Below are 22,932 nucleotides of genomic sequence, written 5' to 3' on the forward strand. Positions count from 1 at the left end.
GCTGGTCGCGGGCGGCCGGGCCGGCCCGCCGGGGCGGGCTAGAAGGTGACGCCGTAGCGGCGCAGGGTCCTGCTGGTGACGGCCCGCAGGATCCAGTCGAAGAGGTAGCCGAGCAGGCCGAGGGCGATGATGCCGACGAAGACCCACTCGGTCTTGGCGTAGTTGCGGGCGGTCCAGATCAGCGATCCGAGGCCGCTCTGCGCCGCCACGATCTCGGCGGAGACGATCGTCAGGAACGAGTTGCCCATGGCCAGCCGGGCACCGGTCACCACGTGCGGCACGGTGGAGGGCAGCACCACCGAGACCAGGGTGCGGGCCGGGCTGGCGCCGAGCGCCCGGGCCGCCCGCAGCCGCAGCTCGTCGACGGAGAGGACCCCGGCGAGGGTGTTCAGCGCCACGATGAAGACCGTGGTGTAGAAGATCAGGGCGACCTTCGACGCCTCACCCGGGCCGAGCCAGATGATCGCCAGCGTGACGAAGGCGATCGGCGGCACGAACCGGAAGAACTGGATGTACGGGTCCAGCATCAGCCGCAGCCACGGCACGCACCCCATCAGCAGCCCGACCGGTACGCCGATCACGACGCCGAGCGCCCAGCCGGTCAGGATCCGGGTCGACGAGGCGCTGACCGAACTCCACAGCGTGCCGTCGCGGACCAGTTCGACCGCGCCCTGCCAGGTGAGCATCGGCGAGGGCAGGAAGAACGCTGTGTAGTTGCGGCTGACCAGGTCCCAGAGGGCGATGCCGAGCACCACCGACAGGACCGACAGCCCGACCCGGGTCAGCCGGGGCCGGCTCCTGCGCCGCCGGGCCGGGCCGGGCCCGGCCCGGCCGACCTTCTCCGGAACGGTACGGACGTCCACGCTCATCGCAGTGCCTTCCTGTCCCCGCCGGCCGACCGGGCCCCGGGGTCGCCGCTCGCCGGGCCGTCGGTCCGGCGGCCGTCGTGCCCGTCGTCCAGGCCCTGGGCCCGCAGGGTGCGGGCCACCTCGGCGCCGATGTCCTCGCGCAGGTGGCGGAAGAGCGCGGCGCTCGCCGGATCGGTGAGGTCCCGGGGCCGGGGCAGGTCGCACGGGTAGACGTTCTTGATCGCCGCCGACGGTCCGGCGGTCATCGTGACGATGCGATCGCCGAGCAGGATCGCCTCGCCGATGTCGTGCGTGACGAAGACGATCGTCGCTCCGGTCTCCCGCCAGATCCGGTCGAGTTCGACCTGCATCACCAGTCGGGTCTGCGCGTCCAGCGCGCCGAACGGTTCGTCCATCAGGACGACCGACGGCTCGTTGGCCAGGACCCGGGCCAACTGCGCCCGCTGGCGCATGCCGCCGGACAGTTGACCCGGGAACCGGTCGGCGCTGTGGCCGAGCCCGACCATGGCCAGGTACTGGTCCACGGCGGCGGCGCGTTGCGCCTTGCCGACGCCGCGCATCCGGGGCCCGAAGTCGACGTTCTGCCGGACGGTCAGCCAGGGGAAGAGTGCCTCGGCGCTCTGGAACACCACGCCGCGCGAGACGTCCGGGCCGGTGACCCGCGCACCCGCGCAGGTCACCTCCCCACCGGCCGGGGTGACGAAGCCGGCGATCGCGTTGAGCAGCGTGGACTTGCCGCAGCCGCTCGGCCCGAGCAGGCAGACGAACTCCCCGGCGGCGATGTCCAGGTTCGCCTGGTGGACCGCCACGAAGTCACCGAACCGGATGTCGACGTCCCGGACGGACACCGGGGAGCCGGCGCCGGTCACGCCACTCCCCTGACCATGACGGTCGCCGCGTCGGCCTTCTGCGTGACGATCCCGCTGTCCTGCTGGAACTGGGCGATCTCGTCGTAGCGCTGGATGTCCTCGTCGGTGAAGTCACGGACCTGGCACTGCACCCCTTCCAGGAGGGTCTGCGCCTCGGCCGCCGGTACCTTGATCGCGGCTTCGGTCACCGTGCCGGCCTTGGCCGGGTCGGCGGTGAGCTGCTCGCACGCCTGGCCGATCGTCGCGACGACCTTCTTGGCCGTCTCCTGGTTGGCCTCGTACCAGGCGCCGTCGACGCCGATCACGAGGTTGTAGACGTAGCCGATCTCGCCGCTGGTCAGCAGGATCTTGCCGCCGTTGCCGACGCCGCGCGAGGGCCACGGCTCCCACATGATGTAGCCGTCGACGTCGCCGCGCTGCAGCAGCGCCGGCATCTCGGCGGGCGAGGCGTTGACGAACTCGACGGAGTCCCGGCTGATGTTGCGGCTGTCGAGCACCTTGTTGGTGGCGTACTCGTTCACCGTGCCGGGGACGACGCCGTACTTCTTGATGCCGGCGACGTCGGTGATGCCGGACCGGGCGACCAGCTTGATGAAGCTCGGCGACTGGGAGAAGACCGCGAGACCCCGGATGTCGCCCCGGGTGGCCCGGTTGAGCAGGCTCGACTCGGTGCTGGCGGTGACCTGGCCCTGCTTGGCCAGGATCGCGTCGAGGCCGCCGGTGCCCTCCTGGTACTGCGTGACGGTGACGTCGAGACCGGCCTGCTGGAACAGCTTCTCCTGGTCGGCCAGGTAGATGGGCGAGTAGGCCGGGTCGACACCGACGCCGAAGGTGACGGCGACGGAGGGGGCGCCGTCACCGCCGGACTCCCCCGGGGACTGGTTCTCGGCGCACGCCGCCACGGCGACGGTCATCAGCAGGGCTGCGGCTGCGGCCCGCATCGCTCGCATTCTCATGGCTACCCCAGACTTGCGCGGCTCATATTGTGGTCTTGGTTGCTTAATGTGGGACGCTACTGCGAGCCAGTTCACAGGTCAAGAGCCTCGCGACTCCCACCCCTCGACACAGAGAGTAGGCAGACTCGCCCGGGTCTCCCCATCTCCCTCACCACCCGTGGAGGAGGCAACACCGATGAAGTACCTGAACAACCCCCTTGGTACGGCGAATCCGAATTTGCAACCCACCCCCACACCCGCCGAGCCGGCTACGGAACGTGGCGACACCCCGGTCGCGTCCCGACTCTTTTCACCAGACCGTTACGCCCCGACGGTGACCGAGCGGTCCTGGACCCCGGCCGACACCCTCCTCTACGCCCTCGGCGTGGGCGCCGGGCAGGTCGACCCCGCCGACGAACTCCGGTTCACCACCGAGAACTCCACCGGCCACCGGCACGCCGTCCTGCCGACCTTCGCCACCCTGCTCGCCGCCGACCCGCCGCACCTCGGCGACCCGGCCACCGTCCGGCACGCCGGGGAGACACTGACCCTGCACCGGCCCCTCGCCCCCGCCGGCCGGACCCGCACCACCGCCACCGTCACCGCCGTCCACGACCAGACCAGCGGCGCCCTGCTGCACCACCGGTCCGAGATCCACGACGCCGACGGCAGCCCGCTGGCCACCGTCGAGCGGACCATGTTCGTCATCGGCGCCGGTGGCTTCGGCGGCCGGCGCGCACCGGTGCCCGACTGGCGGCGACCGGCCCGACCCCCGGACCACACCGCCCACCACCCGATCCGCCTCGACCAGGCCCTGCTGTACCGGCTCAACGGCGACCGGAACCCGCTGCACTCCGATCCCGTGGTGGCCGCCCGCGCCGGCCTGCCCGGCCCCGTCCTGCACGGGCTGTGCACGTACGGCTTCGCCGCCCGGACCCTGCTGCACACCGTCGCCGAGGGCGACCCCGACCGGTTCCGGCGCGTCAGCGCCCGGTTCAGCGCGCCGCTGTTCCCCGGTGACACGCTCACGGTGCTGGTCTGGCGCCGCCCGGCCGGCGCGCTCTTCCAGGCGGTCGACGGCCGGGGCCGGCCCGTCCTGGACCGGGGCGTCGTCGACCTGCGCTGACCGGTCCGGTCGGCGGGCGGGGCGTCCCCGCCCGCCGACCGGCACCGGCGCGGCCACCTCCGGCACCCGCGCGACACCGCGCGTCGCGGCCCGGCACGAGCGGGCCGGCCGGCCCGTCCGGTGGCCGTCCGCACCGGACCGAGGCGCTGCCGCCGACCACGACCGTCACGTCCGTGTTACATCCGCGTGTCGCAATCTGAGGGCTTCACTGCGTCGCCCACTCGCTCACACTGCGTCTACCAGCGGTTTCGTCGTTGAAGATGCCCGCGCCCGACCTCTTGACGGTGACTCATGTTACGGCTACGTTTCCGTCTACCGTACACCGTCGACGATAAGTCGCCGGACTTCACCAAGTCCGGGAGCCCCCTCCGGAAGGTTGTCGCATGGTCAAGCCAGCCGAACCCGCTCCGTCCGTCACCGCGCTGCGCGTGCCCCAGAAGGTCGTGCTGAGCGAGTCGACGTACGACGTGCTGCGGGCGGCGATCCTCGACGGCACGTTGCCGCCGGGCACCCGGGTCGTGGAGGAGGCGCTGGCCCGGCAGCTCGGCGTCAGCCGGGCCCCGCTGCGCGAGGCGATCTGGCTGCTCAAGCGGGACGGCCTGCTCGTCGAGGAGTCCGCCCGGACCACCCGCGTCGTCCAGCTCACCGAGGACGACGTCCGCGAACTGCACATGATCCGCACCCTGCTGGAGACGCTGGCGTACCAGCAGGCGTCACCCCGCCTGCAACCGTCCGACGTGGCCGGCCTCGAGGACCTGATCGGCCAGATGCACGAGGCGTCGGTGGCCGGCGACACCCGCCGCATCGCCGACCTCGACTACCGGTTCCACCGCGCCCTGTGCCAGCCGTGCGGACTGCCCCGGATCCTGAAGGCCTGGGACGAGCAGCACGTGCTGTTCCGGATGTGGCTGAACATGGTCGGCCCGACGCTCGGCGTGCAGGACATCGCCGAGTCGCACCGGATCCTGCTCGACGCGGTCCGCGGCGGCGACGCCACCACCATCTCCGAGCAGGTCATCCACCACGTCTACCTGGTCGGCGGCGTCATGGCCGACCAGCGCAGCCGCTGGGCGGCGGCCCAGCCCCGCCTGTGCCTCCCGCAGGGCGCCGCCGGCCACTGACCGACACCACCCCCACCCCCTCCACACCGCCGGCGCGACCAGGCCCGGCGTCGGTGGACCGTACCCGAGAACCAGCGAGGCCCGATGAGAACTGTCAACCTGACGCTTCCCCTCTATCCGTTCATGCCGGTCGGCAACGTGTGGGCCTGGGACTCCCCCTTCCAGCTCACGCCGGTGACGACCCACGAGAGGCAGGGCGTGGCGACCCACCAGATGAGTTTCCACAGCGAGGCGGGCACTCGGCTCATGCTCGGCGCCTGCTACGACGACGACGCGCCCCGCATCCACGAACTCGACTACGGCACGCTGGTCAACCGGGAGACCGTCGTCATCGACATCCCGAAGCACGCCGGCGAGGAGATCGAGCCCGACGACATCGACCGCGCCGTCGTCGGCGACCCCGACTACCGCGACGGCGACGCCGTGCTGCTGCGCACCGGATGGGGCGACGACGAGCGGTACCGCACCCTCGGCGACGAGTACGCCACCACCACCCCGCACTTCTCCCTCGACGGGGCCAAGCGGCTCGCCGAGGTGATGACCGCACGCGGCAGCGACCTGATGCTGACCGACTGCGCCTACATCGGCAACCTCGGCGAGGGCTTCATGTTCCCGGAGTGGGCCTCCCGCAAGCCGTGGGACCGCCCGCCGTTCCCGTCCCCGCAGGCTCGCATCTACATGCGGCACTACACCCCGGCGCGCGGTGCCGGTGGCGGCGCGCCGGACTGGGGGTCGTCGGTCGTGCTGCACCTCGCGATGTCCCCGGTCGCCGCCGTCGCCAACTGCGGCGCGCTGCGCAGCAAGCGGGTACGGGTCTCCGTCCTGCCCCTGTTCCTCGCCGGAGCCGAGGGCGCTCCGTGCACCGTACTGGCCGTCGACGGCGACGAGGCGGGAGACGCCTGATGACCCTGCGCACCGTCAACCTGACCCGCCCGATCACCACCGACTCGCCGGCCGGCAGCCTCTTCCCGTGGGAGGCGCCGTACCGGACCGAGGAGATCGCGACGCTCACCTACAACGGCGCGAACCTCTTCCACATCACCATGGGCAGCGGCTCGGCCACCCGGCTGCTGGGCCCGGCGCTCGGCTCCCCGTCCGGCGCCACCGTCGACCAACTGCCGCCGCAGCGGCTGGTCGACCGGGCCGCGGTGGTCGTGTCCTGCCCGGCCGGACCCGGCGGCGAGATCTCCGCCGACACGGTCCGCGCCGCCCTGGCCGACGCCGACCTGCGCAGCGGCGACGCGGTCGTCCTCGCCACCGGGTGGGGCGACGACCCGAGCCGGTTCGCCGACGAGGCGTACTACCTCGACGGGCCGTACCTCGGCGTCGAGGCGGCACGGGCCCTCGTCGAGATCCTCGGCGCGAACTCCTCGGACCTGCTGCTGACCGACTGCCTCTACCTCGACCGTCCGGGTGGCGACCACGCCCGGACCGAATGGACCGCACTCCAGCCCTGGCTGCGCCCGGCGTACCCGTCGGACGCCGCCAAGACCTACCTCGCGCACTACCGGCCGGACAAGGTACGGCACGACTGGGCCGCCACCCTGGCCCTGACCGGGTCCGTCTGGACCGTGGCCGGCCTGGTCGGATGCGGTGCCCTCGTCGGGCGCCGGGTCCGGCTCACCCTCGCCCCGCTCAACGTCCAGGGCGTCGGCGAGGTGCCCTGCACCGTGATCGCACAGGTTCCCAGCGACGACGGTGCCCCCGCAGAACCGGTCTTCTCGTCAGGAGAACCGACATGAAGCGATCCATCCGATCGATAACACGGACCGTGGCGATAGCCCTGACCGCGACCCTGGCCGTCACCGCGTGCGGTGCGGGCGGAGGCGGAAACCAGGGCCCGGAGTACACCGGCGACACCTTCGACTGGAAGCGCCACGACGGCGAGTCGATCAAGGTCTACGTGGCCGACACCGGGCAGGTGGAGAGCCTGCGCGCCGGGCTCGCCGAGTTCACCGCCCTCACCGGCATCACCGTCGAGATCGAGGGTTCCGACGTCACCAGCTACCGGCAGAACCTGCCGGTACGGCTCACCTCGCGGGCCTCGGACTTCGACGTCATGGCGACCTTCCCCGAGGTCGACGGCCTGCAGTTCGCCAAGAACGGCTGGTACACCGACCTCGGCCCGTACCTGAACAACCCGGGCACGACCCACGCCGACTACGACTTCGAGGACTTCGGCGCCGGCATCCGCAACGCGATGACCGTCGAGGAGAAGACCGTCACCGTCCTGTGGGAGATGCAGACCGACCTGGTCTACTACCGCAAGGACCTGCTGGAGAAGGCCGGCCTGCCGGTCCCGACCACGTTCGCCGAGTGGGACGCCGCCGCCGCGGCGGTGCACGACCCCGGCAACCGGCTGTACGGCTTCGCGCTGCGCGGCATCCCGTACCAGACGACCACCCCCTTCTCCTCCTTCCTGTACGCGCACTGCGGCGAGTGGGTCACCGACGGCAAGGCGGCGCTCAACACCCCCGAGGCGCTCAAGGCGTACGAGGTCTACGGCCAGCTCGGTGCAAAGTACGGCCCGCCCGGCATCTCCGGCTTCGACTGGCCGGTACCGTCCCAGCAGTTCGCGCAGGGCAACGTCTTCGCGTTCCTGGACGTGAACCTGTTCGTCAAGGACCTGGAGGACCCGACCAAGTCCCGGGTCGCCGGCAAGATCGGCTACACCACCGTGCCGCGCGCCGACTGCGACCCGGCGCCGTTCATCGGCGGCTGGGGCTACGGCATCAACCCGTTCTCCACGAAGGGTGACGCCGCCTGGTACTTCATCCAGTGGGCCACCGGCAAGCAGATGAACCAGGAGCTGAAGCTCACCGGCTGGCCCAGCCCCCGCGCGTCGGCCTGGGAGTCGCCTGCGTTCACGCAGGCCGACAAGACGCCCGAGTTCACGCGTGTGGTGCTCAGCAGCACGGAGACGGCGCGGGCCCGGATGAACCCGCCCGTGACCCCCGGTGTCGAGGCCCGCGAGATCGCCGGGCTGGTCGCCAACAAGGGCCTGGAGGGCCAGACCGGCGGCGCTCTGAAGCAGACGGCGGACCAGCAGAACAGCAAGCTGCAGGGTCTGCTCGACGCGATGCGTTGATGACCGGCCGCGGCCGGAGGCCCCCACCTCCGGCCGCGGACCTCGCAAGGGAGGACCTGGTCCCGATGGCCCAGCTCACCGATAGCCCCCCGCCGCCCACCCGGAAGACCCCGGCACCGCAGCCGGCACGCCGCAGACTGCTCGACGTCCTGGACCGCTACGACCGCTACATCCTGCCGGCGCCGGCCCTGATCGTCGTCGTGGCGATGCTGGCGTTCCCGATCGGCTACACCCTCTATCTCAGCTTCCACGAGTGGTCCGGCGGCCTGCGTCCACCGGAGTTCGTCGGCCTGGACAACGTGACCCGGTCGCTGACCGACGGCCAGTTCTGGGGCAGCATCTGGCGCACCGTCTACTTCGTCACGCTCTCGGTCGGCCTGCAGGTCGTCCTCGGCGTCGGGGCCGCGCTGCTGTTCCACCAGCGGTTCCCCGGCCGGGGCATGGCCCGCACCCTCTTCATGTTCCCGATGATCGCGACGCCGGCCGCCGTCGCCCTCGTCTGGAAGATGATGTTCGACCCGACCATCGGCATCCTCAACTACCTCGTGCAGTCCGTCGGTGGACCGACCCTGCTGTGGATCAGCGACGCCGACCTCGTCATCCCGGCCCTGGCCATCGTGGACACCTGGATGTGGACGCCGCTGGTGATGCTGATCGTGCTGGCCGGGCTGGCCGCCCTGCCACAGGAACCGTTCGAGGCCGCCAAGGTCGACGGCGCCGGACCCCTGCGGACCTTCGTCAGCGTCACCCTGCCGCTGCTGAGCCCGGTCATCCTCGTCGCCGCCCTCTTCCGGCTCATCGACGCGATCAAGACGTTCGACATCATCAAGGTCATCACCGACGGCGGTCCCGGCACCGCGTCGGAGACCCTCAACCTGTACGCCTTCAAGCAGGGCCTGTCGTACCTGCACTTCGGGTACGGGTCGATGCTGCTGGTCTGGCTGACCCTGCTGGTCTTCGTCGTCGCGATCGTCTTCACCCGCCTCCGGGCCCGTACCGACCAGGGGTGACCAGATGTCCCAGACCCTGACCCCGCACCGACCGCCCACGACACCGGCCGCCCGGCCGGCGCCCCGCCCCCGACGCCGGCGGGGGTCGCTCCTGGGCCGGATCGGGCTCACCGTCGCCGTCACCGTGGCGCTCGCCCCGGCCCTGTTCGTGTTCTTCTGGATGCTGACCTCGTCGTTCAAGCAGCAGGTCGACATCTACACGATCCCGCCGAAGTGGTTCGACTTCACGCCCACCCTGGACAACTACCGGGAGGCGCTGACCCGGACCCCGTTCGCCCGGTACATGACCAACAGCCTGGTCGTCGCCACCTGCTCCAGCCTGCTCGGGCTGGTGATCGGTGTGCCGGCGGCGTACAGCATCGCCCGGTACCGGCAGACCAAGCTGTCGCTGTCGCTGCTGACCGCGCGGCTGCTGCCCGGCGTCGCCTACCTGGTGCCGTTCTTCGTCGCGTTCACCGCGTTGCGGATGGTCGGCACCTACCCGGCGCTGATCCTGTCGCACGTCATCATCACGTTCCCGCTCACCGTCTTCATCATGGTGAACTTCTTCGCCGCCCTGCCCCAGGAGGTGTACGACGCGGCGGAGGTCGACGGGTGCGGGAAGCTGGAGACCTTCGCCCGCATCGCCGTGCCGCTGACCCGGCCCGGCATGCTCACCGCCGGCATCCTGGCGTTCATCTTCTCCTGGAACGACTTCAAGATGGCGCTGATCCTCTCCGACGGCGACAGCCGCACGCTGCCGGTCGCCGTCTTCAACTTCGTCCACGAGGCGTCCCTGGACTGGGGGCCGATGATGGCCTACGCCTCGATCATCATGCTGCCCGTCTTCGTCCTCACCCTCGCCGCGCAACGGCACATCGTCACCGGCATGACGATGGGCAGCGTCAAGTGACCCACACCTCCGGAGGCACCGTGACCAGCACCGTACCCGCCGTCGACAGCCGCGCCGCCCGTCCCGGCCGGATCATCGCCGCGAGCATCAAGCCCGGCGCCCAGCTCACCGACTCCATCGAGCAGGTCTGCCGCGACCACGGCGTGCACACCGCCGTCATCCTCTCGGTGATCGGCACCATCGAGGAGGTCTACCTGCGCAACCCGCGCGACATCACCACCCTGCCGATCCGCCAGGAGCACGAGTTCGCCGACGACATCGACACCGTCGTGCTCCAGCGCCCCATGGAGATCCTCTCCATCCAGGGCAACGTCACCACCCTCGACGGCGAGCTGTGGGCGCACTGCCACGCCCTGTTCTCCGAGGCCGGCGGCAACGTGCGCGGCGGACACGTCTTCCGGGCCACCGTCTGGAGCCAGGGCGAGGTCTTCCTCCAGGAGCTGACCGACATCCGCATCGACCGCGAGTACGACCGGGAGGTCACCGGCCTGCCGCAGATCCGCCTGCACGGCTGCGAAGCCGGCCCCGCCGATGGCCGCTGACCCCTGCCTGCTCGGCGTCGACATCGGCACGTCGAGCAGCAAGGGCGTGCTCACCGACCCGGCCGGGACGGTGCTGGCCACCGCGACCCGCCCGCACGGCGTGTCGCGGCCCCGGCCGGGATGGGTGGAGCACGACCCCGAGACGGTGTGGTGGGCGGAGTTCGTCGCCATCGTCCGGGACCTGCTCGCCGTGGCGCCCGCGCCGGTCGCCGCGGTGGCGGTCAGCGGCATCGGCCCGTGCGTCCTGCCGGCCACCGCCGACGGCCGGCCGCTGCGCGCCGCGATCCTGTACGGCGTCGACACCCGCGCCACCGCCGAGATCGCCGAGCTGACCGACGCGTTCGGCGCCGACGAGATCGTCCGGCGCGGCGGCAACCGGCTCACCAGCCAGGCGGTCGGCCCGAAGCTGCGCTGGATCCGGCGGCACGAGCCGGAGGTCTGGGCGCGGACCCGCCGGTTCTTCATGGCCAGTTCGTTCCTGGTGCACCGGCTCACCGGCGAGTACGTCCTCGACCACCACTCGGCCAGCCAGAGCGACCCGCTCTACGACCTGCCCGCCCAGGCGTGGCTCGACGACCTGGCGGCCCAGGTCGCGCCGGGGCTGGAGCTGCCCCGGCTGCTGTGGCCGGCCGAGGTCGCCGGCCGGGTCACCGCCGCCGCCGCCGACGCCACCGGCCTGCCCGAGGGCGTTCCGGTCACCGCCGGCACGATCGACGCCTGGGCCGAGGCCACCAGCGTCGGCGCGACCCGGCCCGGTGACCTGATGCTGATGTACGGCACCACCATGTTCCTCACCCGGGTGGTGCCCGCGCCGGTCGTCCACCCGAGGATGTGGGCCACCACCGGGGTCTTCCCGGGCAGCTTCTGCGTAGCCGGTGGCACCGCCACCTCGGGGGCGGTGGTCGAGTGGCTGCGTGAGCTGACCGGCGGCACCGACTACGACCGGCTGGCCGCCGAGGCCGCCGCCGTGCCCGCCGGCGCCGACGGCCTGGTGGTGCTGCCGTACTTCGCCGGTGAGCGGACCCCGCTGTTCGACGAGAAGGCGCGCGGGGTCGTCGCCGGGCTGACCCTCGACCACGGCCGGGGACACCTGTACCGGGCCGTGCTGGAGGGCACCGCGTACGCGGTGCGGCACCACCTCGACGAGATGGCCGGGCTGCTGGCACCCCCGGAACGGGTCATCGCGGTCGGCGGCGGCGCCCGCCCGCTGTGGACCCGGATCGTCTCCGACGTCACCGGGCAGCCGCAACTGGTTCCGGAGCAGACGATCGGGGCCGGCTACGGCGACGCCTACCTCGCCGGTCTCGCCGCCGGTGTGGTCGACCGGGCAGACGACTGGACACGGTGGGCCGGCCGGGTCGAGCCGGACCCGGCGACCGCCGACGCCTACCGGCGCGGCTACCCGGCCTACCGGGAGCTGTACCCGGCGACCCGGGACATCGTCCACGCCCTCGGGGCGCGGGGGTAGCAGGCGGCGGCGACCGGGCGGACCGACCGTGACGGGCGAGCGGCTGTCAGCCGAAGGTGCGTCAGGCCGGCCCCGGGGACCCACCGTTGTACTGGTCGCGGATCGCTCCCCTCGGAAAGGAGTCGTCATGCGACTGCGGCTCGTGGCCGCCGCGGCGTCGGCCGCGGCGACCCTGATGGTGCTCGCGGTGGGCTATCCCGCCCTCGGCGCGGGAGTGGGGTGGGCGCGGGGCGAGGTCCCGACACCCCCCACCGTGGCACCGTCACCGTCCCCGTCCCCGGCACCCGCCGTGCACACCCTCCACCGGGTCGGCGGCATCGGCTGTGACGGACACCCCCAGCACGAGGCGGCCGGCACGGTCACCCTGACCCAGGTCGACGACGGGCTGCGGGTCGACATCGAGGTCACCGACACGCTGTACCCGGGACAGCCGTTCAGCGTCGAGGCGTGGGAGCAGGCCCCCGGCTGCTACCCGGACAACGCGCTCAAGGTGCCGGGCGTGGGCCTCACCACGAACTCCGCAGGCGCCGGCACCACCACCTTCACGCTCCCCTTCCCGTACGGCCGGACCTTCCCCGACGGCAGCACGGTCACCCTCGGCGACGGCGTCGGCACCGAACAGCTCGTCCTGGTGCTCGACCGGACCGACTCGACCGGCGCCGGGGACTCGTACGCGGCCGGGCCGCTGCCGCTGCCGACCGCGCCGCCGGGCGACGACGACCGGGACGGCGTACCCGACGACCGGGACCGTTGCCCCGACTCGCACCCCGGCTACCCGGTCGACGGGATCGGCTGCGCCCGCCCGCTGGAGGTCGACTGGTCGGTGCCGGCCCGGTTCACCGCACCCCGTCGAACACCCCGGCGCGGGTGCGCCACACGTCGTACCCGGCGACCCTCACCATCGGCTTCCCCGACGGGGCGCCGTGCGACCCCGCCCTGAGCTACCGCGTCTCGACCGGTGGCCGCGACCACCACCTCACCGGCGGCTGCGACCTGGCCGTGTCGTACGACTCGGAGGGCCCCCACGTCGTCGAGGTGCACGCCACCGCCGACGGGCGGGAGGTGGCCGGCGGGGCCCGCGCGATCCGGGTCGAGGACCTGCTGCTCGTGGTGCTCGGCGACTCGGTGACGGCGGGTGAGGGCAACCCCGCGTCGGGCGGCCGGTGGCAGGACAGCCGGTGCCACCGCTCGGCCGCGGCCGGCTCGTTGGGCACGACGGCGGCGCTGGAGCAGGCGGACCGGCGCAGCTCGGTCACCGTGGTGCACCTGGCCTGCACCGGCGCGTCGGTCGACGCCGGGCTGCTGGGCGACTTCGCCGGCATCACCGGGGTGCCGGGGCGGCCGATCCCGGCCCAGGTGCCCGAGGCGAAGCGGATCATCGGCGACCGGCAGCCGGACGCGGTGCTCGTCAGCGTGGGCATCAACGACACCCGGGTGGTCACCGACGTCCTCACCCCCTGCCTGGTGATCCCGCTGCACGACTGTCGCCGCCCGGCCGCGTTCGACCGCAGCCTCGCCGGGATGCCCGCCCGGTACGACCGGCTCGCCGCCGAGGTGACCCGCACGTTCGGGACGGCCTCGTCCGACGTCTACCTGACCGAGTACTTCAACCCGTTGCGCAGGGGCCCGGTCGAGCCGTGCCGGGTGTTGAACCTGTCGCCGGACGAGTCGGCGTGGGCGGAGAGCCACGTGCTGGGGCGGCTCAACGCCACCGGCGCGGCGGCGGCCAGGCGCCACGGCTGGCGGTACGTCTCCGGGATGTTCGACGATTTCACCAGCCACGGGTACTGCGCGGCGAGCCCGTCGCGCTGGGTGCGGACGATGCCGGAGTCACTGACCGGGCAGGGCGACGTGTTGGGCGCGTTCCACCCCAACGAGGCGGGCCAGCGCAGCTACGCGCGGCACCTGGAGGACGCGCTGCGCCACCTGGTCGAGTAGCCGGACCGGCCCGGGGGAGGCGTCGCGCGGCGCCTCCCTTCGGGCCGGCCGCTCACCGTGCGGGCGGTGGTGGCGGGGCCGCCGCCCGGGCGAAGGTGATCCGGTCGAGCGCGTCCGTCACGACCAGCGCCGTGAGCATCAGCAGCGCGTTGGCCACGAGGAACGCCACCAGGTCGGCCAGCGGGCGTCGCCACAGCACGATCACGGCGAGCCAGCCCACCGAGCCGGTGGCCCAGTTGGCGGGGGTGTCGAGCGTCCCGGGCGGACAGGCGACGAGGACCGCCGCGGCGCTGCCCAGCGCGGCGCCGGCGAGCAGCCAGGCGACGGACCGCCGGGCCGTCCCGGTGAGCAGCGGCACCGCTCCGACCGCGCCGACGACGAGGTACGCCAGCCAGGCGGCGGCCGCCAGCCAGGGCCACCGGTACACCGACCAGTTCGTGACGGTCGACGGCAGGTCGAACCCCAGGTGCCAGCAGCCGGCGATGACGACGGCGGCGATCGTCGCCCCGCGCGCGTACCGGGCCGCGACCTGTGCCGTCACGTCGGTCACCGCCACGTCGACCGCCGGCACGGCGGCGTTCACCGGGGCCACCACAGCAGCACCGTCGTGCCCCGGCCCACGGTGGAGCGGACCTCGGCGTCGCCGCCCACGGACCGCATCCGGCCGACGATCGCCTCCCGGACCCCGTACCGGTGGCCCGGCACCTGTCCCGGGTCGAAGCCCGCGCCGTCGTCGGTGATCTCGACCCGGATCCGACCGTCGTCGGTCGACAACCGCACCTCGACCCGGGTGGCGCGGGTGTGCCGGGCGACGTTGGCGAGCGCCTCGACGGCGGCGCCGGTGACGGCGGCGGCGACCGGTGCCCGGGTGGGGCAGGCCGCCAGGTGCCAGTCGACCGGCAGGCCGGCGGAGTCGCCGGCGGCGCGCAGGTGGGCGTCGAGCGCCACCGTCTCGTCGGCGCGCAGGGTCCGGCCCACCTGCCCGATCAGCGTCAGTTCGCTGGCGGCCCGCTCGCGGAGCATGCCGGAACTGGCCGGTACGCCGCCGGTGCCGATGGTGACCAGGGTGGCCAGCACGGTGTCGTGCATGCGGCGGTTCTGCTCCCGCTCGTCGGCCCGCCGGGCTCGTTCCGCCTCGGCGGCCTGCTGGGCGGCACGGGCGGCGGCCAACGTCAAGTCGGCGGCGGTGGCGGCCCGCCGCAACACCGTCATCAGCGCCGCCGTGGCCACCACCTGCACCACCTGGATACCGGCGGGGACCAGTCCCCCGTCGGCCGCCTCGGCCCACCGCGCGCCGGTCAGGTGCGCGCCGACGATCACGAGCCCCGCCGGCACCGCGACCGGTGGCCGGCAGGCGAAGTTCGCGATCACGATGCTCATGGTCGCCAGGCCGGCGATCCAGCTCAGCCCGCCGGGCAGGATCGGCCCGGCGACCAGTGTCCCCTGGGCCAGGCAGAGCAGCGCGGTGACGGCCAGGTCCACGGTCATCAGCCAGCCCCGCAGGCCGGTGGTCGAGGCGACCCAGGCGAAGACCGCCGACCAGCCGACGCTCACCAGCACGGCGACGACCGCCGGCGCCGGACGGACCGGGGCCACGATGCCCACCAGGGCGGCGGCGCCGCCGACGACCGCGACCGTGGTCCGCATCGCCGCACCACATCGGGCGGTGATCCGGTCCAACGCGTCGTGCGCGGGCGTCATCGTCGCCGAGTCGCTCACCGGCCCGGGTGAGTCGCCTGTCGACATACCTCATGGCATCACGCGTGTCCGACGCTCACGACCTTCGAACGGATGACAGCCGAACTGCCGTCGGGTGGTCCGAGGACCGTCGTTGCTTGACTGGGTCATCGACCGTCGTCGGACCGGTTCGTGATCCGGCGCGGTACGGCCGGTGGAGCATGTCGGGCGGTTCTCCTGATCGGAAGGGAGGTGAGTCAGGTGATTGTCTCAGCGGGAGTGGCGGTGGCCCTGGTCCACATGGCGATCCGCGGCGTCTCGGAGACCGTCAAGAGGGATCCGGAAGGCGTCCGGGAGGCGGCCAGAATGGTCGGCAAGGGTGCCTGGAAGGTGGCCCGGTGGACGGCGGGCGCCGCCGCCGCAGGCGTCGTCGGAGACGAGGCGGCACGCGTCATCCGCGGTTCGTGACCAGAAGCGGCCGGGTACGCCGTACCCGGCCGCCGTCGTGTTTCCACCGCTGTTCCTTCGATCGAGCAGCGACGATCGCTCAGACACCGACCAGGGCTCATCCCGCCCGGATCCCGGTGTTCCTCTCCGCGCGTCCACCGACCGCACCGGCGACGGTCGCGGCGCTGCCGACGGCGACCCCCGCCGGGACGCGACCGGGATTCCCGGCCAACCCGACCAACTCGGTCCACATCGACCCTCAATAGACGATCATTGATATTTAGCGCCATAGATGTGATGCTGTCCATGGAAGCGCTTCCACGACGTCACGGAACACCGAGGAACGGAGGACGTACGATGCAGTCACCCCAGCCCGAGCAGGCCGGCCGGCGATCCCGGTCCGCCGTCCGACAGCCTCTCCGGGCGCTCGCCCTGCTGCTCACCCTGGTGGTCGGCGTGCTGCCGTGGGCCAGTCCGGCCCAGGCCCACGGCACCATCGTCAACCCGGCGTCCCGCGCCTACCAGTGCTGGCAGACCTGGGGCAGCAACCACACCAACCCGGCCATGCAGCAGCAGGACCCGATGTGCTGGCAGGCCTTCCAGGCCAACCCCGACACCATGTGGAACTGGATGAGCGCGCTGCGCGACGGCCTCGGGGGGAACTTCCAGGGCAGCACCCCCGACGGGCAACTGTGCAGCAACGGCCTGTCCCGCAACAACAGCCTGAACCAGCCCGGCGCGTGGAAGCGGACCAACATCAGCCGCAACTTCACGGTCCACCTGTACGACCAGGCCAGCCACGGCGCGGACTTCTTCCGGGTCTACGTCAGCAAGAACGGGTTCAACCCCGCCACCCAGCGCCTCGGGTGGGGGAACCTCGACTTCATCACGCAGACCGGCCGCTACGCACCGGCACAGAACATCTCGTTCAACGTCTCGACCTCCGGCTACACCGGACACCACATCGTCTTCGTCATCTGGCAGGCCTCTCACCTCGACCAGACCTACATGTGGTGCAGCGACGTGAACTTCACCTGATCCGCCCCGCCGACAACCGGTGGCACCGCCGCGGCCCGGGACCCGTCCCGGGCCGCACCGGTGTCACCGGTCGGGTTTCCGGTCGCCGGTGGCCGGCGCGCACACCGGTGCCCGACACGCGGCGCTGACCGTGCCGGCGCGTGTGCGCGGGCGGCCCGCCCATTAGTCTGGGCCCTGTGATCCGGGCTGTGATCGTGGACGTCGACGACACCCTCTGCCTCACCCAGGCCGCCTCGTTCGCGCTGGAGAACGAGGTCCTGGCGGAGATGGGCCGCCCGCCGATGCCACCGGCCCTGCACCTGTCCACCTGGGGCCAACCGCTGTTGGACGCCATGCCCACCCGGTCACCCGGCCTCGACCTCGCCCGGTTCTCGGCGCTCTACCAGGCCGCGCTGGAGCGGTACATCGCCGACGGCCGCCTGGACGTCATCCCGCCGGACAACCTGCGGGCGCTGGACGAGTTCGTGCTCACCGGCCGGGCGGTGTTCCTGTTGACCTCGCGGACCGAGGACGAGGTCCGGCACATGCTGGAGCCGGACCACGTGCTGGCCGAACGGGTCAGCGGCATCTACCACGCCGGCAACACCCGGTTCCGCAAACCCGACCCGCGCGCCTTCGACGAACTGCTCGCCACGACCGGGATTCCGCCGGCGCAGTGCGTCTACGTCGGGGACTCGCCGGGCGACGCGGTGGCGGCCGGCGGGGCGGGCATGCACTTCGTCGGCTGCCTGCAGAGCGGGGTACGCACGCCGGAGGACTTCGACCTCCGGCACGTCGACGCCTTCATCGACGCCTTTCCCGACATCGTCGAGGCCGTCCACCGACTCGACCGGGCCCGGCTCTCGGCCCCCGGCGGGTAGCCGAAAACCGGGGCGGCGGCGGGCTCCGGCGCGGCAGGACAACCAGCCCCCGTTCCGGCGCGGCAGGGCCGGCCGCCGGCGCCAGCCCGCCCGCCGGGTGGGCCCGGGTCACTCCAGCAGCAGCACCGGGATGCCGTCGCGCACCGGGAACGCCAGGCCGCACCGGACGCAGCGCAACCGCTCCCCGGCACGGAGGAGGTCACCCCGGTCCGCCGGGCAGCACAGGACGTCGAGAAGCTCCTGATCGAGGTGCATGGTTCCTCCCAGGGGTGGCGTACGCGGTGGTGTGCCATACCGGAGGCGCCGGGCGGCACCGAATGGTCGGCGCGCTTTCCCGGGCGCTCAAAAGGGTAGCGGGGGGCGGACCCGTTGGCCAGCGGTCGCGCGATGATCTATTCTGGAACGACGAATCCACCGGGCTCCGGAGATCGAATTTCCGCCGGGCGGCAATATTGATCCGGGGAATCCCACTGACGATTTCCTCAGCGGATCTCCAGGAAGAGTCAGAGCAGGAACAGCATTGACGGTGATGAGTGTCACCGTTATGGTCTGGTACCGCTGGAACTTTCGTCGACCGGTTCGGTCCGCGAATGCGCGCACCCGCTCCCGGCTTCCCACGAATGATCGGGGAAACGCATGTCCGAAAGCCAGGCCAACCCCCCGCTGAGGTACGCGATCTCCGTTCCTCCGCACGGCGACTACGGCGATCCGCGATTCCTGGTGACCCTCGCCCGCGAGGCCGAGGAGGCCGGCTGGGACGGCTTCTTCCTCTGGGACCACCTGGCGTTCATGCGCGGCTTCGAGGGCCCCATCGTGGACCCCTGGATCAGTCTCGCCGCCATTGCCACCGCGACCACCCGCATCCGCTTCGGACCGATGGTGACGCCGCTGGCGAGACGTCGGCCGTGGAAGGTCGCCCGGGAGACGGTCACGCTCGACCACCTGTCGCAGGGCCGGCTGATCCTCGGTGTCGGGCTGGGCTATCCCCGCGATTCCGAGTTCGAGGACTTCGGCGAGGACGGCGACGAACGGGTGCGCGCCGAGAAACTGGACGAGGCCCTGGACGTCATCGAGGGACTGTGGTCGGGCAAACCGTTCAGCTACACGGGTCGCCATTTCCAGATCCGGGACTGCACCTTTCTGCCCCGCCCGGTGCAGGAGCCACGGATTCCCATCTGGGTCGGCGGTTACTGGCCGAACCGCCCGCCCTTCCGCCGGGCGGCCCGCTGGGACGGCGTGCTGCCCGGCCGGCTCTCCCTGGAACGGCGTCGCACCTGGACCCCGACCATGATCCCCGTCGACCAGTACCGGGAGATCGCGTCCTTCGTCACCGACCGGCGGACCCAGGACGGGCCCTTCGACTTCGCCATCGGCGGCTACACCGACGGCGACGGCGGGCCCGCCGACCGGGAGCGGGTGCGCACGTACGCGGAGGCCGGCCTGACCTGGTGGGTCGAGAACCTCCACGGCTTCCGGGGCGACCTCGCGCAGATGCGCCGCCGGGTCGCGCTCGGCCCGCCCCGGCCCTGACCACGGTCCCCGCGCCCGGCCGCGTCCCCCCGCAGCCGCCCGACCACCCTCGCCCCCACGGAGGATCCCCATGCAGGCAGACATCGTGCAGGTGGGCACCAAGCTGGTCTACCAGGACGACCGGGTCCGCATCTGGACGCTCGACCTCGCCCCGGGCGAGGAGACCACCGTCCACCAGCACCCCTGCGACTACGTCTACGTGGTGCTCAGCCCCGGCCAGACGGAGACCGTGGTCACCGACGGCACCGTGCTGCCCGGCGACGACACGGTCGGCGACGCGGTCTACCACGAGGCGGGCAAGCCCCACCTGCTGCGCAACGTCGGCGACACGCCGTACGCGAACGTCATCGTCGAACTCCTCTCCACCGGGCGGTGACGACGATGGGTGCCCGGCGCGCGTACCAGGCGCTGGTCGACAGCGGGACGGAGCTGGTCACGGCCGTCCCGGACTCCCTGCTGGCGCCCCTGCACCGGTACGCCGCCGCGCACGACGACGTGGAGTACCTCCAGGTCTGCGACGAGGCGACGGCGGTGGGGATCGCCGCCGGCGCCCGGCTGGCGGGTCGCCGGAGCCTGGTGCTGATGGAGAACTCCGGGCTGCGGCGGGCCTGCGAGACCCTGGCCCGCTTCGCGCTCGGCCACCGGCTGCACACCGTGCTGCTGCTGGCCCGCCGGGGCGCCTTCGGGGAGGCCAACTGGTGGGGCCTGCCGCACGAGGAGACCATGCACCCGCACCTGCGGATGCTGTCGGCGCCCACGGCGGAGGTCGACTCGGTGCGGGACCTCCCCGACCTGCTCCGGCGGGCGTACGCCACGCTCGACACCGGGCAGCGCACGGTCGCGCTGGTGGCGAACCCGCCGTTCGTCGCGGAACTGCGGAGCCGGTAGTGCGGACCGCCGACTTCCTCGCCGCCCTGCTCGACCGGCTGCCGCCGCCCACCCTGCTCGTCTCCGCCCTCGGGCGCACCAGCGAGGAGCTGTACCGGCTCGCGCCGGACCGGACGCTGGTCACCGACACCATGGGTGACGTGGCGGCGCTGTCCGTCGGGTTGGCCGTCGGCGCCCGCCCGCTGCCCGTCGCGGGCATCGACACCGACGGCAGCTTCCTGATGAACCTGTCGGTGCTGACCGCGCTGGGCACGCGACTGCCCACGCTCGACAACCACACGCTGGTGATCGTCGACAACGGGCGCTACGAGTCGGCCGGCGGGATGCCGAGCCGCCTCGTCGGGCTGGACTGGCACCACCTGTTCCGGGCGGTGGGCCTGACCGTGCTCGCCGTCCACACGCCGGCCGACCTGCCCCGGCGGCTGCCGCAGCCCGGTCTGGTCGTGCTCGGGCACGTCACCAACGACGACCCCGCACCGGACGCCACGAAGCCGGTCGACGGGGTGGAGTCGGCGTACCTCATCGAGAAGTACCTCGCCCGCCAGCGCGGGGTGGCGTACCGGCGGCCGGCGGTCAAGACATGAGACTCCTGCACGCCGCCGACGACGGCGCCCTGTACGAGCGTCCCCACCCGGGTCCGGCGCGTGTGCTGCTCTGTTCGACCGCACCGTCCCGACGGCTGCTGACGGATCCCGTGGTCACCGGAGGCGCGTACCGCCGCCTGACCCGGTCGGCGGTGACGGCGGCGCTCAGGCTGTTCCGCGCCGACCCCGCCGGGGAGCGGGTGCTCTCCGCCGACCGGGTGTCGGTGGTCACCATCCTCCGGGGCGGGCTCAGCTTCGCTGTCGAGGAGGCCGTCGAGAGCGTCGGCGCGGCGGCCGCCGACGTCAGCTTCGTGGGCACCGAACGGTCCCCGGACGCGCCCGTCACGCTCGCGTACGAGCGCTGGGAACTCGGCGGCGGCCCGGTGCTCGCCGGCGACATCCTGGCCACCGGCGGCACGGTGACGGCGGTGCTGGACCGCCTCCGCAGGGCCGCTGGGCCGGGTCGGCAGCCCCGTGCCGTCGTGCTGGTGGTGATCGGCTCGGCGGCCGGCGTCGACGCCGTGCAGCGGTACCTCGCCGACCTGGACCCCGCCGAGCGACCGCGGGTCACGATCGTCGCGCTCGAAGCCCTGTTCGCGCTGCCGGCGCCCGACGCCACCGCGCCCTTCCCCCGGTTCTCCTTCGACCTGCTCCGGTCGGTGGCCGGCGCCACGCCGGAGTACGAGGCGGCCCGCCTGGCCTGCCTCGGCAGCCTCTTCGAGCGCTGCGCCGTGTACGACGGCGGGGTGCGGGCGTTCACCCCCGGCGCCCACCTGGACGAACGGTCCGCCTGGTGGGCGACGGTGCTGCGCCGGGACGTCCCGCTGGCGGTGCTCGCCGTGCAGACGGCCGGCCTGTCGGAGTACGCGCATCCGCCGTCGCGGTGGCGTCGGCACCTACCCTGGGCCTCGCAATCCGGCGTGGACCTGGACCTCGTCCACGACCTCGGCGCCCGCGCGTTGCGCTACGCCGAGACGACCCCCACCGCCGACTACGTGCACGACCGGCTCGCCAGAGGACACCCACCATGACGACGCACCTGATCGACAAGATCGCCTGGATCCACCTCGCCGACGGACGGGTGCTCTCCACCCGGTCGCACGGCCGCGAACGCTACTACCTGCCCGGCGGCAAGCGGGAGGCGGGCGAGAGCGACCTCGACACGCTGGTCCGGGAGGCGAAGGAGGAACTGACCGTCGACCTCGACCCGTTCACCGCCACCTTCCTCGGCGAGTTCCGCGCCCAGGCCGACGCGCACCCGGACGGGATCGAGGTGCGGATGCGCTGCTACGAGTCCGCCTACCAGGGCCGCATCCAGGCCTCGGCCGAGATCGCCGAGGTGGTCTGGCTGACCTACGCCGACCGGCACCTGACCTCACCCGTCGACCAGATCATCTTCGACCACCTGCACGACCAGGGACGCCTCTAGACCCGCACCGCCGCGAGCCCGGCCCCCGGGCTCGCGGCCCACCCCGCCGGAGGTAGACGTGACCATCGCCGATTGGCTCGAGCAGAACATCACCACCGACAAGCGCGCCCTCGACTGGTACACCGGGCCCGAGTGCGAGCCCCGGATCGTGCGCGCGTACAAGGAACTGCTCAGCGGCTACGACATCGACACCTCCAAGATCCTCAAAACGACCTGTGTGGTGGAGGAGGAGCACACCGGCACGGTCGAGATCCACGACATCAACTACTTCTCGATCTGCGCGCACCACTTCCTGCCGTTCTTCGGCAAGGTGGACATCACCTACGTCCCCGGCCAGCGGATCCTCGGGCTGGGCAAGTTCCCCCGGTTGGTGCAGGCGTTCAGCAAGCGGTTCCAGATCCAGGAGTACCTGGTCAAGGACGTCGCACTGGAGATCATGAGCAGCGGTGGCGCGCGGGCCGTCCGGGTCAGCTCGACCGGTCGGCACATGTGCATGTGCAGTCGCGGCCCGGCGGACCAGACGGTGCTCACCGACACCACCTTCGTCGCCGGCGACGCCACCCTGCTGGCCGAGTACGGCGCGCCGCGCCCGGTCGTCCGACGCGGCTGAGCGGCCCCGCT

27 protein-coding genes are annotated in these 22,932 nt (G+C 72.3%); 21 read left to right on the forward strand and 6 right to left on the reverse strand.

From position 1 onward, the window contains the following. Positions 1 to 38 precede the first annotated feature (38 nt). The 3 genes from ACQUFX_RS10735 to ACQUFX_RS10745 are packed head-to-tail and all read right to left on the reverse strand — an operon-like array spanning position 39 to position 2,679. The gene (locus ACQUFX_RS10735; RefSeq protein ID WP_428965854.1) at positions 39 to 869 is read right to left on the reverse strand and encodes an ABC transporter permease; all 831 of its coding nucleotides are present in this window, start codon (positions 867 to 869) and stop codon (positions 39 to 41) included. Further along, entirely contained in the window at positions 866 to 1,738 is an 873-nt protein-coding gene (locus ACQUFX_RS10740) for an ABC transporter ATP-binding protein (RefSeq protein ID WP_428965855.1), read from the reverse strand. Before ACQUFX_RS10740 ends, ACQUFX_RS10735 begins: the two co-directional genes overlap by 4 nt. After that, a complete protein-coding gene (locus tag ACQUFX_RS10745) occupies positions 1,735 to 2,679 on the reverse strand; it encodes an ABC transporter substrate-binding protein (protein ID WP_428965856.1) in 945 nt (314 codons plus the stop codon). Before ACQUFX_RS10745 ends, ACQUFX_RS10740 begins: the two co-directional genes overlap by 4 nt. A 328-nt stretch (positions 2,680 to 3,007) precedes the next feature. Between ACQUFX_RS10745 and ACQUFX_RS10750 the strand changes: the two genes are divergently transcribed. The 11 genes from ACQUFX_RS10750 to ACQUFX_RS10800 all read left to right on the forward strand — a co-directional run bounded on the left by ACQUFX_RS10750 (position 3,008) and on the right by ACQUFX_RS10800 (position 13,858). Further along, positions 3,008 to 3,799, forward strand: a complete 792-nt coding sequence (locus ACQUFX_RS10750) for a MaoC family dehydratase (RefSeq protein ID WP_428965858.1) — start codon at positions 3,008 to 3,010, stop codon at positions 3,797 to 3,799. A gap of 383 nt (positions 3,800 to 4,182) precedes the next feature. Beyond that, positions 4,183 to 4,920 carry a GntR family transcriptional regulator gene (locus tag ACQUFX_RS10755; RefSeq protein WP_428965859.1) on the forward strand — a complete coding sequence of 246 codons (738 nt, stop codon included), beginning with the start codon at positions 4,183 to 4,185 and terminating at the stop codon, positions 4,918 to 4,920. 84 nt (positions 4,921 to 5,004) lie between these two features. Next, positions 5,005 to 5,823: a cyclase family protein gene (locus tag ACQUFX_RS10760; RefSeq protein ID WP_428965860.1), complete on the forward strand. Its 819-nt coding sequence runs from the start codon at positions 5,005 to 5,007 to the stop codon at positions 5,821 to 5,823. Further along, positions 5,823 to 6,662 carry a cyclase family protein gene (locus ACQUFX_RS10765; RefSeq protein ID WP_428965861.1) on the forward strand — a complete coding sequence of 280 codons (840 nt, stop codon included), beginning with the start codon at positions 5,823 to 5,825 and terminating at the stop codon, positions 6,660 to 6,662. The genes ACQUFX_RS10760 and ACQUFX_RS10765 overlap by 1 nt, the downstream gene beginning before the upstream one ends. 29 nt (positions 6,663 to 6,691) lie before the next feature. After that, complete coding sequence (locus ACQUFX_RS10770) at positions 6,692 to 8,008, forward strand: ABC transporter substrate-binding protein (RefSeq protein WP_428965862.1); 1,317 nt, start codon at positions 6,692 to 6,694, stop codon at positions 8,006 to 8,008. A 65-nt stretch (positions 8,009 to 8,073) separates the two neighbouring features. Next, a complete protein-coding gene (locus ACQUFX_RS10775; protein WP_428965863.1) occupies positions 8,074 to 9,018 on the forward strand; it encodes a carbohydrate ABC transporter permease in 945 nt (314 codons plus the stop codon). 4 nt (positions 9,019 to 9,022) lie between these two features. Then, the gene (locus ACQUFX_RS10780) at positions 9,023 to 9,910 is read left to right on the forward strand and encodes a carbohydrate ABC transporter permease (protein ID WP_428965864.1); all 888 of its coding nucleotides are present in this window, start codon (positions 9,023 to 9,025) and stop codon (positions 9,908 to 9,910) included. A 20-nt stretch (positions 9,911 to 9,930) separates the two neighbouring features. Beyond that, positions 9,931 to 10,452: a PPC domain-containing DNA-binding protein gene (locus ACQUFX_RS10785; protein ID WP_428965865.1), complete on the forward strand. Its 522-nt coding sequence runs from the start codon at positions 9,931 to 9,933 to the stop codon at positions 10,450 to 10,452. Next, complete coding sequence (locus ACQUFX_RS10790; RefSeq protein WP_428965866.1) at positions 10,442 to 11,920, forward strand: FGGY-family carbohydrate kinase; 1,479 nt, start codon at positions 10,442 to 10,444, stop codon at positions 11,918 to 11,920. The genes ACQUFX_RS10785 and ACQUFX_RS10790 overlap by 11 nt, the downstream gene beginning before the upstream one ends. 127 nt (positions 11,921 to 12,047) lie before the next feature. After that, complete coding sequence (locus ACQUFX_RS10795) at positions 12,048 to 12,860, forward strand: hypothetical protein (RefSeq protein WP_428965867.1); 813 nt, start codon at positions 12,048 to 12,050, stop codon at positions 12,858 to 12,860. Then, positions 12,788 to 13,858 carry a GDSL-type esterase/lipase family protein gene (locus tag ACQUFX_RS10800; protein WP_428965868.1) on the forward strand — a complete coding sequence of 357 codons (1,071 nt, stop codon included), beginning with the start codon at positions 12,788 to 12,790 and terminating at the stop codon, positions 13,856 to 13,858. Before ACQUFX_RS10795 ends, ACQUFX_RS10800 begins: the two co-directional genes overlap by 73 nt. 52 nt (positions 13,859 to 13,910) lie before the next feature. Here the strand turns inward: ACQUFX_RS10800 and ACQUFX_RS10805 are convergent, their stop codons facing one another. Then, entirely contained in the window at positions 13,911 to 14,453 is a 543-nt protein-coding gene (locus ACQUFX_RS10805) for a hypothetical protein (protein ID WP_428965869.1), read from the reverse strand. Beyond that, positions 14,438 to 15,577: a sensor histidine kinase gene (locus ACQUFX_RS10810; protein ID WP_428965870.1), complete on the reverse strand. Its 1,140-nt coding sequence runs from the start codon at positions 15,575 to 15,577 to the stop codon at positions 14,438 to 14,440. Before ACQUFX_RS10810 ends, ACQUFX_RS10805 begins: the two co-directional genes overlap by 16 nt. A gap of 243 nt (positions 15,578 to 15,820) precedes the next feature. On the opposite strand from ACQUFX_RS10810, the gene ACQUFX_RS10815 reads away from it, so the two are divergent. The 3 genes from ACQUFX_RS10815 to ACQUFX_RS10825 all read left to right on the forward strand — a co-directional run bounded on the left by ACQUFX_RS10815 (position 15,821) and on the right by ACQUFX_RS10825 (position 17,880). Continuing rightward, positions 15,821 to 16,003 (forward strand): hypothetical protein, encoded by a 183-nt coding sequence (locus ACQUFX_RS10815; RefSeq protein WP_428965871.1) that lies wholly within the window; start codon positions 15,821 to 15,823, stop codon positions 16,001 to 16,003. Positions 16,004 to 16,339: 336 nt separating this feature from the next. Continuing rightward, positions 16,340 to 17,020 carry a lytic polysaccharide monooxygenase auxiliary activity family 9 protein gene (locus ACQUFX_RS10820; RefSeq protein WP_428965872.1) on the forward strand — a complete coding sequence of 227 codons (681 nt, stop codon included), beginning with the start codon at positions 16,340 to 16,342 and terminating at the stop codon, positions 17,018 to 17,020. A 176-nt stretch (positions 17,021 to 17,196) separates the two neighbouring features. After that, a complete protein-coding gene (locus ACQUFX_RS10825) occupies positions 17,197 to 17,880 on the forward strand; it encodes an HAD family hydrolase (RefSeq protein ID WP_428965873.1) in 684 nt (227 codons plus the stop codon). 108 nt (positions 17,881 to 17,988) lie between these two features. Here ACQUFX_RS10825 and ACQUFX_RS10830 read toward each other — a convergent pair whose 3' ends face one another. Continuing rightward, positions 17,989 to 18,135 carry a Trm112 family protein gene (locus tag ACQUFX_RS10830; protein ID WP_428965874.1) on the reverse strand — a complete coding sequence of 49 codons (147 nt, stop codon included), beginning with the start codon at positions 18,133 to 18,135 and terminating at the stop codon, positions 17,989 to 17,991. A gap of 381 nt (positions 18,136 to 18,516) precedes the next feature. On the opposite strand from ACQUFX_RS10830, the gene ACQUFX_RS10835 reads away from it, so the two are divergent. The 7 genes from ACQUFX_RS10835 to folE all read left to right on the forward strand — a co-directional run bounded on the left by ACQUFX_RS10835 (position 18,517) and on the right by folE (position 22,921). After that, positions 18,517 to 19,410 (forward strand): LLM class flavin-dependent oxidoreductase, encoded by an 894-nt coding sequence (locus ACQUFX_RS10835; protein WP_428965875.1) that lies wholly within the window; start codon positions 18,517 to 18,519, stop codon positions 19,408 to 19,410. Between the two features lie 70 nt (positions 19,411 to 19,480). Then, on the forward strand, positions 19,481 to 19,786 hold the full coding sequence (locus ACQUFX_RS10840) for a cupin domain-containing protein (protein ID WP_428965876.1): 306 nt from the start codon (positions 19,481 to 19,483) through the stop codon (positions 19,784 to 19,786). Positions 19,787 to 19,791: 5 nt separating this feature from the next. Further along, entirely contained in the window at positions 19,792 to 20,298 is a 507-nt protein-coding gene (locus tag ACQUFX_RS10845) for a thiamine pyrophosphate-binding protein (protein WP_428965877.1), read from the forward strand. After that, positions 20,298 to 20,882, forward strand: a complete 585-nt coding sequence (locus tag ACQUFX_RS10850; protein WP_428965878.1) for a thiamine pyrophosphate-dependent enzyme — start codon at positions 20,298 to 20,300, stop codon at positions 20,880 to 20,882. Before ACQUFX_RS10845 ends, ACQUFX_RS10850 begins: the two co-directional genes overlap by 1 nt. Next, entirely contained in the window at positions 20,879 to 21,913 is a 1,035-nt protein-coding gene (locus ACQUFX_RS10855; RefSeq protein WP_428965879.1) for a type I phosphoribosyltransferase, read from the forward strand. Before ACQUFX_RS10850 ends, ACQUFX_RS10855 begins: the two co-directional genes overlap by 4 nt. Next, positions 21,910 to 22,311 (forward strand): NUDIX hydrolase, encoded by a 402-nt coding sequence (locus ACQUFX_RS10860; RefSeq protein ID WP_428965880.1) that lies wholly within the window; start codon positions 21,910 to 21,912, stop codon positions 22,309 to 22,311. The genes ACQUFX_RS10855 and ACQUFX_RS10860 overlap by 4 nt, the downstream gene beginning before the upstream one ends. A gap of 58 nt (positions 22,312 to 22,369) precedes the next feature. Next, positions 22,370 to 22,921, forward strand: coding sequence for a GTP cyclohydrolase I (folE, locus tag ACQUFX_RS10865; RefSeq protein ID WP_428965881.1), 552 nt, complete (start codon positions 22,370 to 22,372; stop codon positions 22,919 to 22,921). The last annotated feature ends 11 nt before the right edge of the window (positions 22,922 to 22,932 follow it).

The sequence above is a fragment of the Micromonospora fluostatini genome, from assembly GCF_050410825.1.
Classification (GTDB): Bacteria; Actinomycetota; Actinomycetes; order Mycobacteriales; family Micromonosporaceae; genus Micromonospora; species Micromonospora rosaria.

Bases quoted from the DNA above. Each gene is read 5' to 3' on its own strand.
- ACQUFX_RS10820 (WP_428965872.1), top strand. From the start codon at position 16,340: ATGCAGTCACCCCAGCCCGAGCAGGCCGGCCGGCGATCCCGGTCCGCC.
- ACQUFX_RS10780 (WP_428965864.1), top strand. From the start codon at position 9,023: ATGTCCCAGACCCTGACCCCGCACCGACCGCCCACGACACCGGCCGCC.
- ACQUFX_RS10795 (WP_428965867.1), top strand. From the start codon at position 12,048: ATGCGACTGCGGCTCGTGGCCGCCGCGGCGTCGGCCGCGGCGACCCTG.
- ACQUFX_RS10760 (WP_428965860.1), top strand. From the start codon at position 5,005: ATGAGAACTGTCAACCTGACGCTTCCCCTCTATCCGTTCATGCCGGTC.
- ACQUFX_RS10855 (WP_428965879.1), top strand. From the start codon at position 20,879: ATGAGACTCCTGCACGCCGCCGACGACGGCGCCCTGTACGAGCGTCCC.
- ACQUFX_RS10790 (WP_428965866.1), top strand. From the start codon at position 10,442: ATGGCCGCTGACCCCTGCCTGCTCGGCGTCGACATCGGCACGTCGAGC.
- ACQUFX_RS10830 (WP_428965874.1), bottom strand. From the start codon at position 18,135: ATGCACCTCGATCAGGAGCTTCTCGACGTCCTGTGCTGCCCGGCGGAC.
- ACQUFX_RS10835 (WP_428965875.1), top strand. From the start codon at position 18,517: ATGTCCGAAAGCCAGGCCAACCCCCCGCTGAGGTACGCGATCTCCGTT.
- ACQUFX_RS10840 (WP_428965876.1), top strand. From the start codon at position 19,481: ATGCAGGCAGACATCGTGCAGGTGGGCACCAAGCTGGTCTACCAGGAC.
- ACQUFX_RS10860 (WP_428965880.1), top strand. From the start codon at position 21,910: ATGACGACGCACCTGATCGACAAGATCGCCTGGATCCACCTCGCCGAC.
- ACQUFX_RS10745 (WP_428965856.1), bottom strand. From the start codon at position 2,679: ATGCGGGCCGCAGCCGCAGCCCTGCTGATGACCGTCGCCGTGGCGGCG.
- ACQUFX_RS10735 (WP_428965854.1), bottom strand. From the start codon at position 869: ATGAGCGTGGACGTCCGTACCGTTCCGGAGAAGGTCGGCCGGGCCGGG.
- ACQUFX_RS10775 (WP_428965863.1), top strand. From the start codon at position 8,074: ATGGCCCAGCTCACCGATAGCCCCCCGCCGCCCACCCGGAAGACCCCG.
- ACQUFX_RS10845 (WP_428965877.1), top strand. From the start codon at position 19,792: ATGGGTGCCCGGCGCGCGTACCAGGCGCTGGTCGACAGCGGGACGGAG.
- ACQUFX_RS10765 (WP_428965861.1), top strand. From the start codon at position 5,823: ATGACCCTGCGCACCGTCAACCTGACCCGCCCGATCACCACCGACTCG.
- ACQUFX_RS10755 (WP_428965859.1), top strand. From the start codon at position 4,183: ATGGTCAAGCCAGCCGAACCCGCTCCGTCCGTCACCGCGCTGCGCGTG.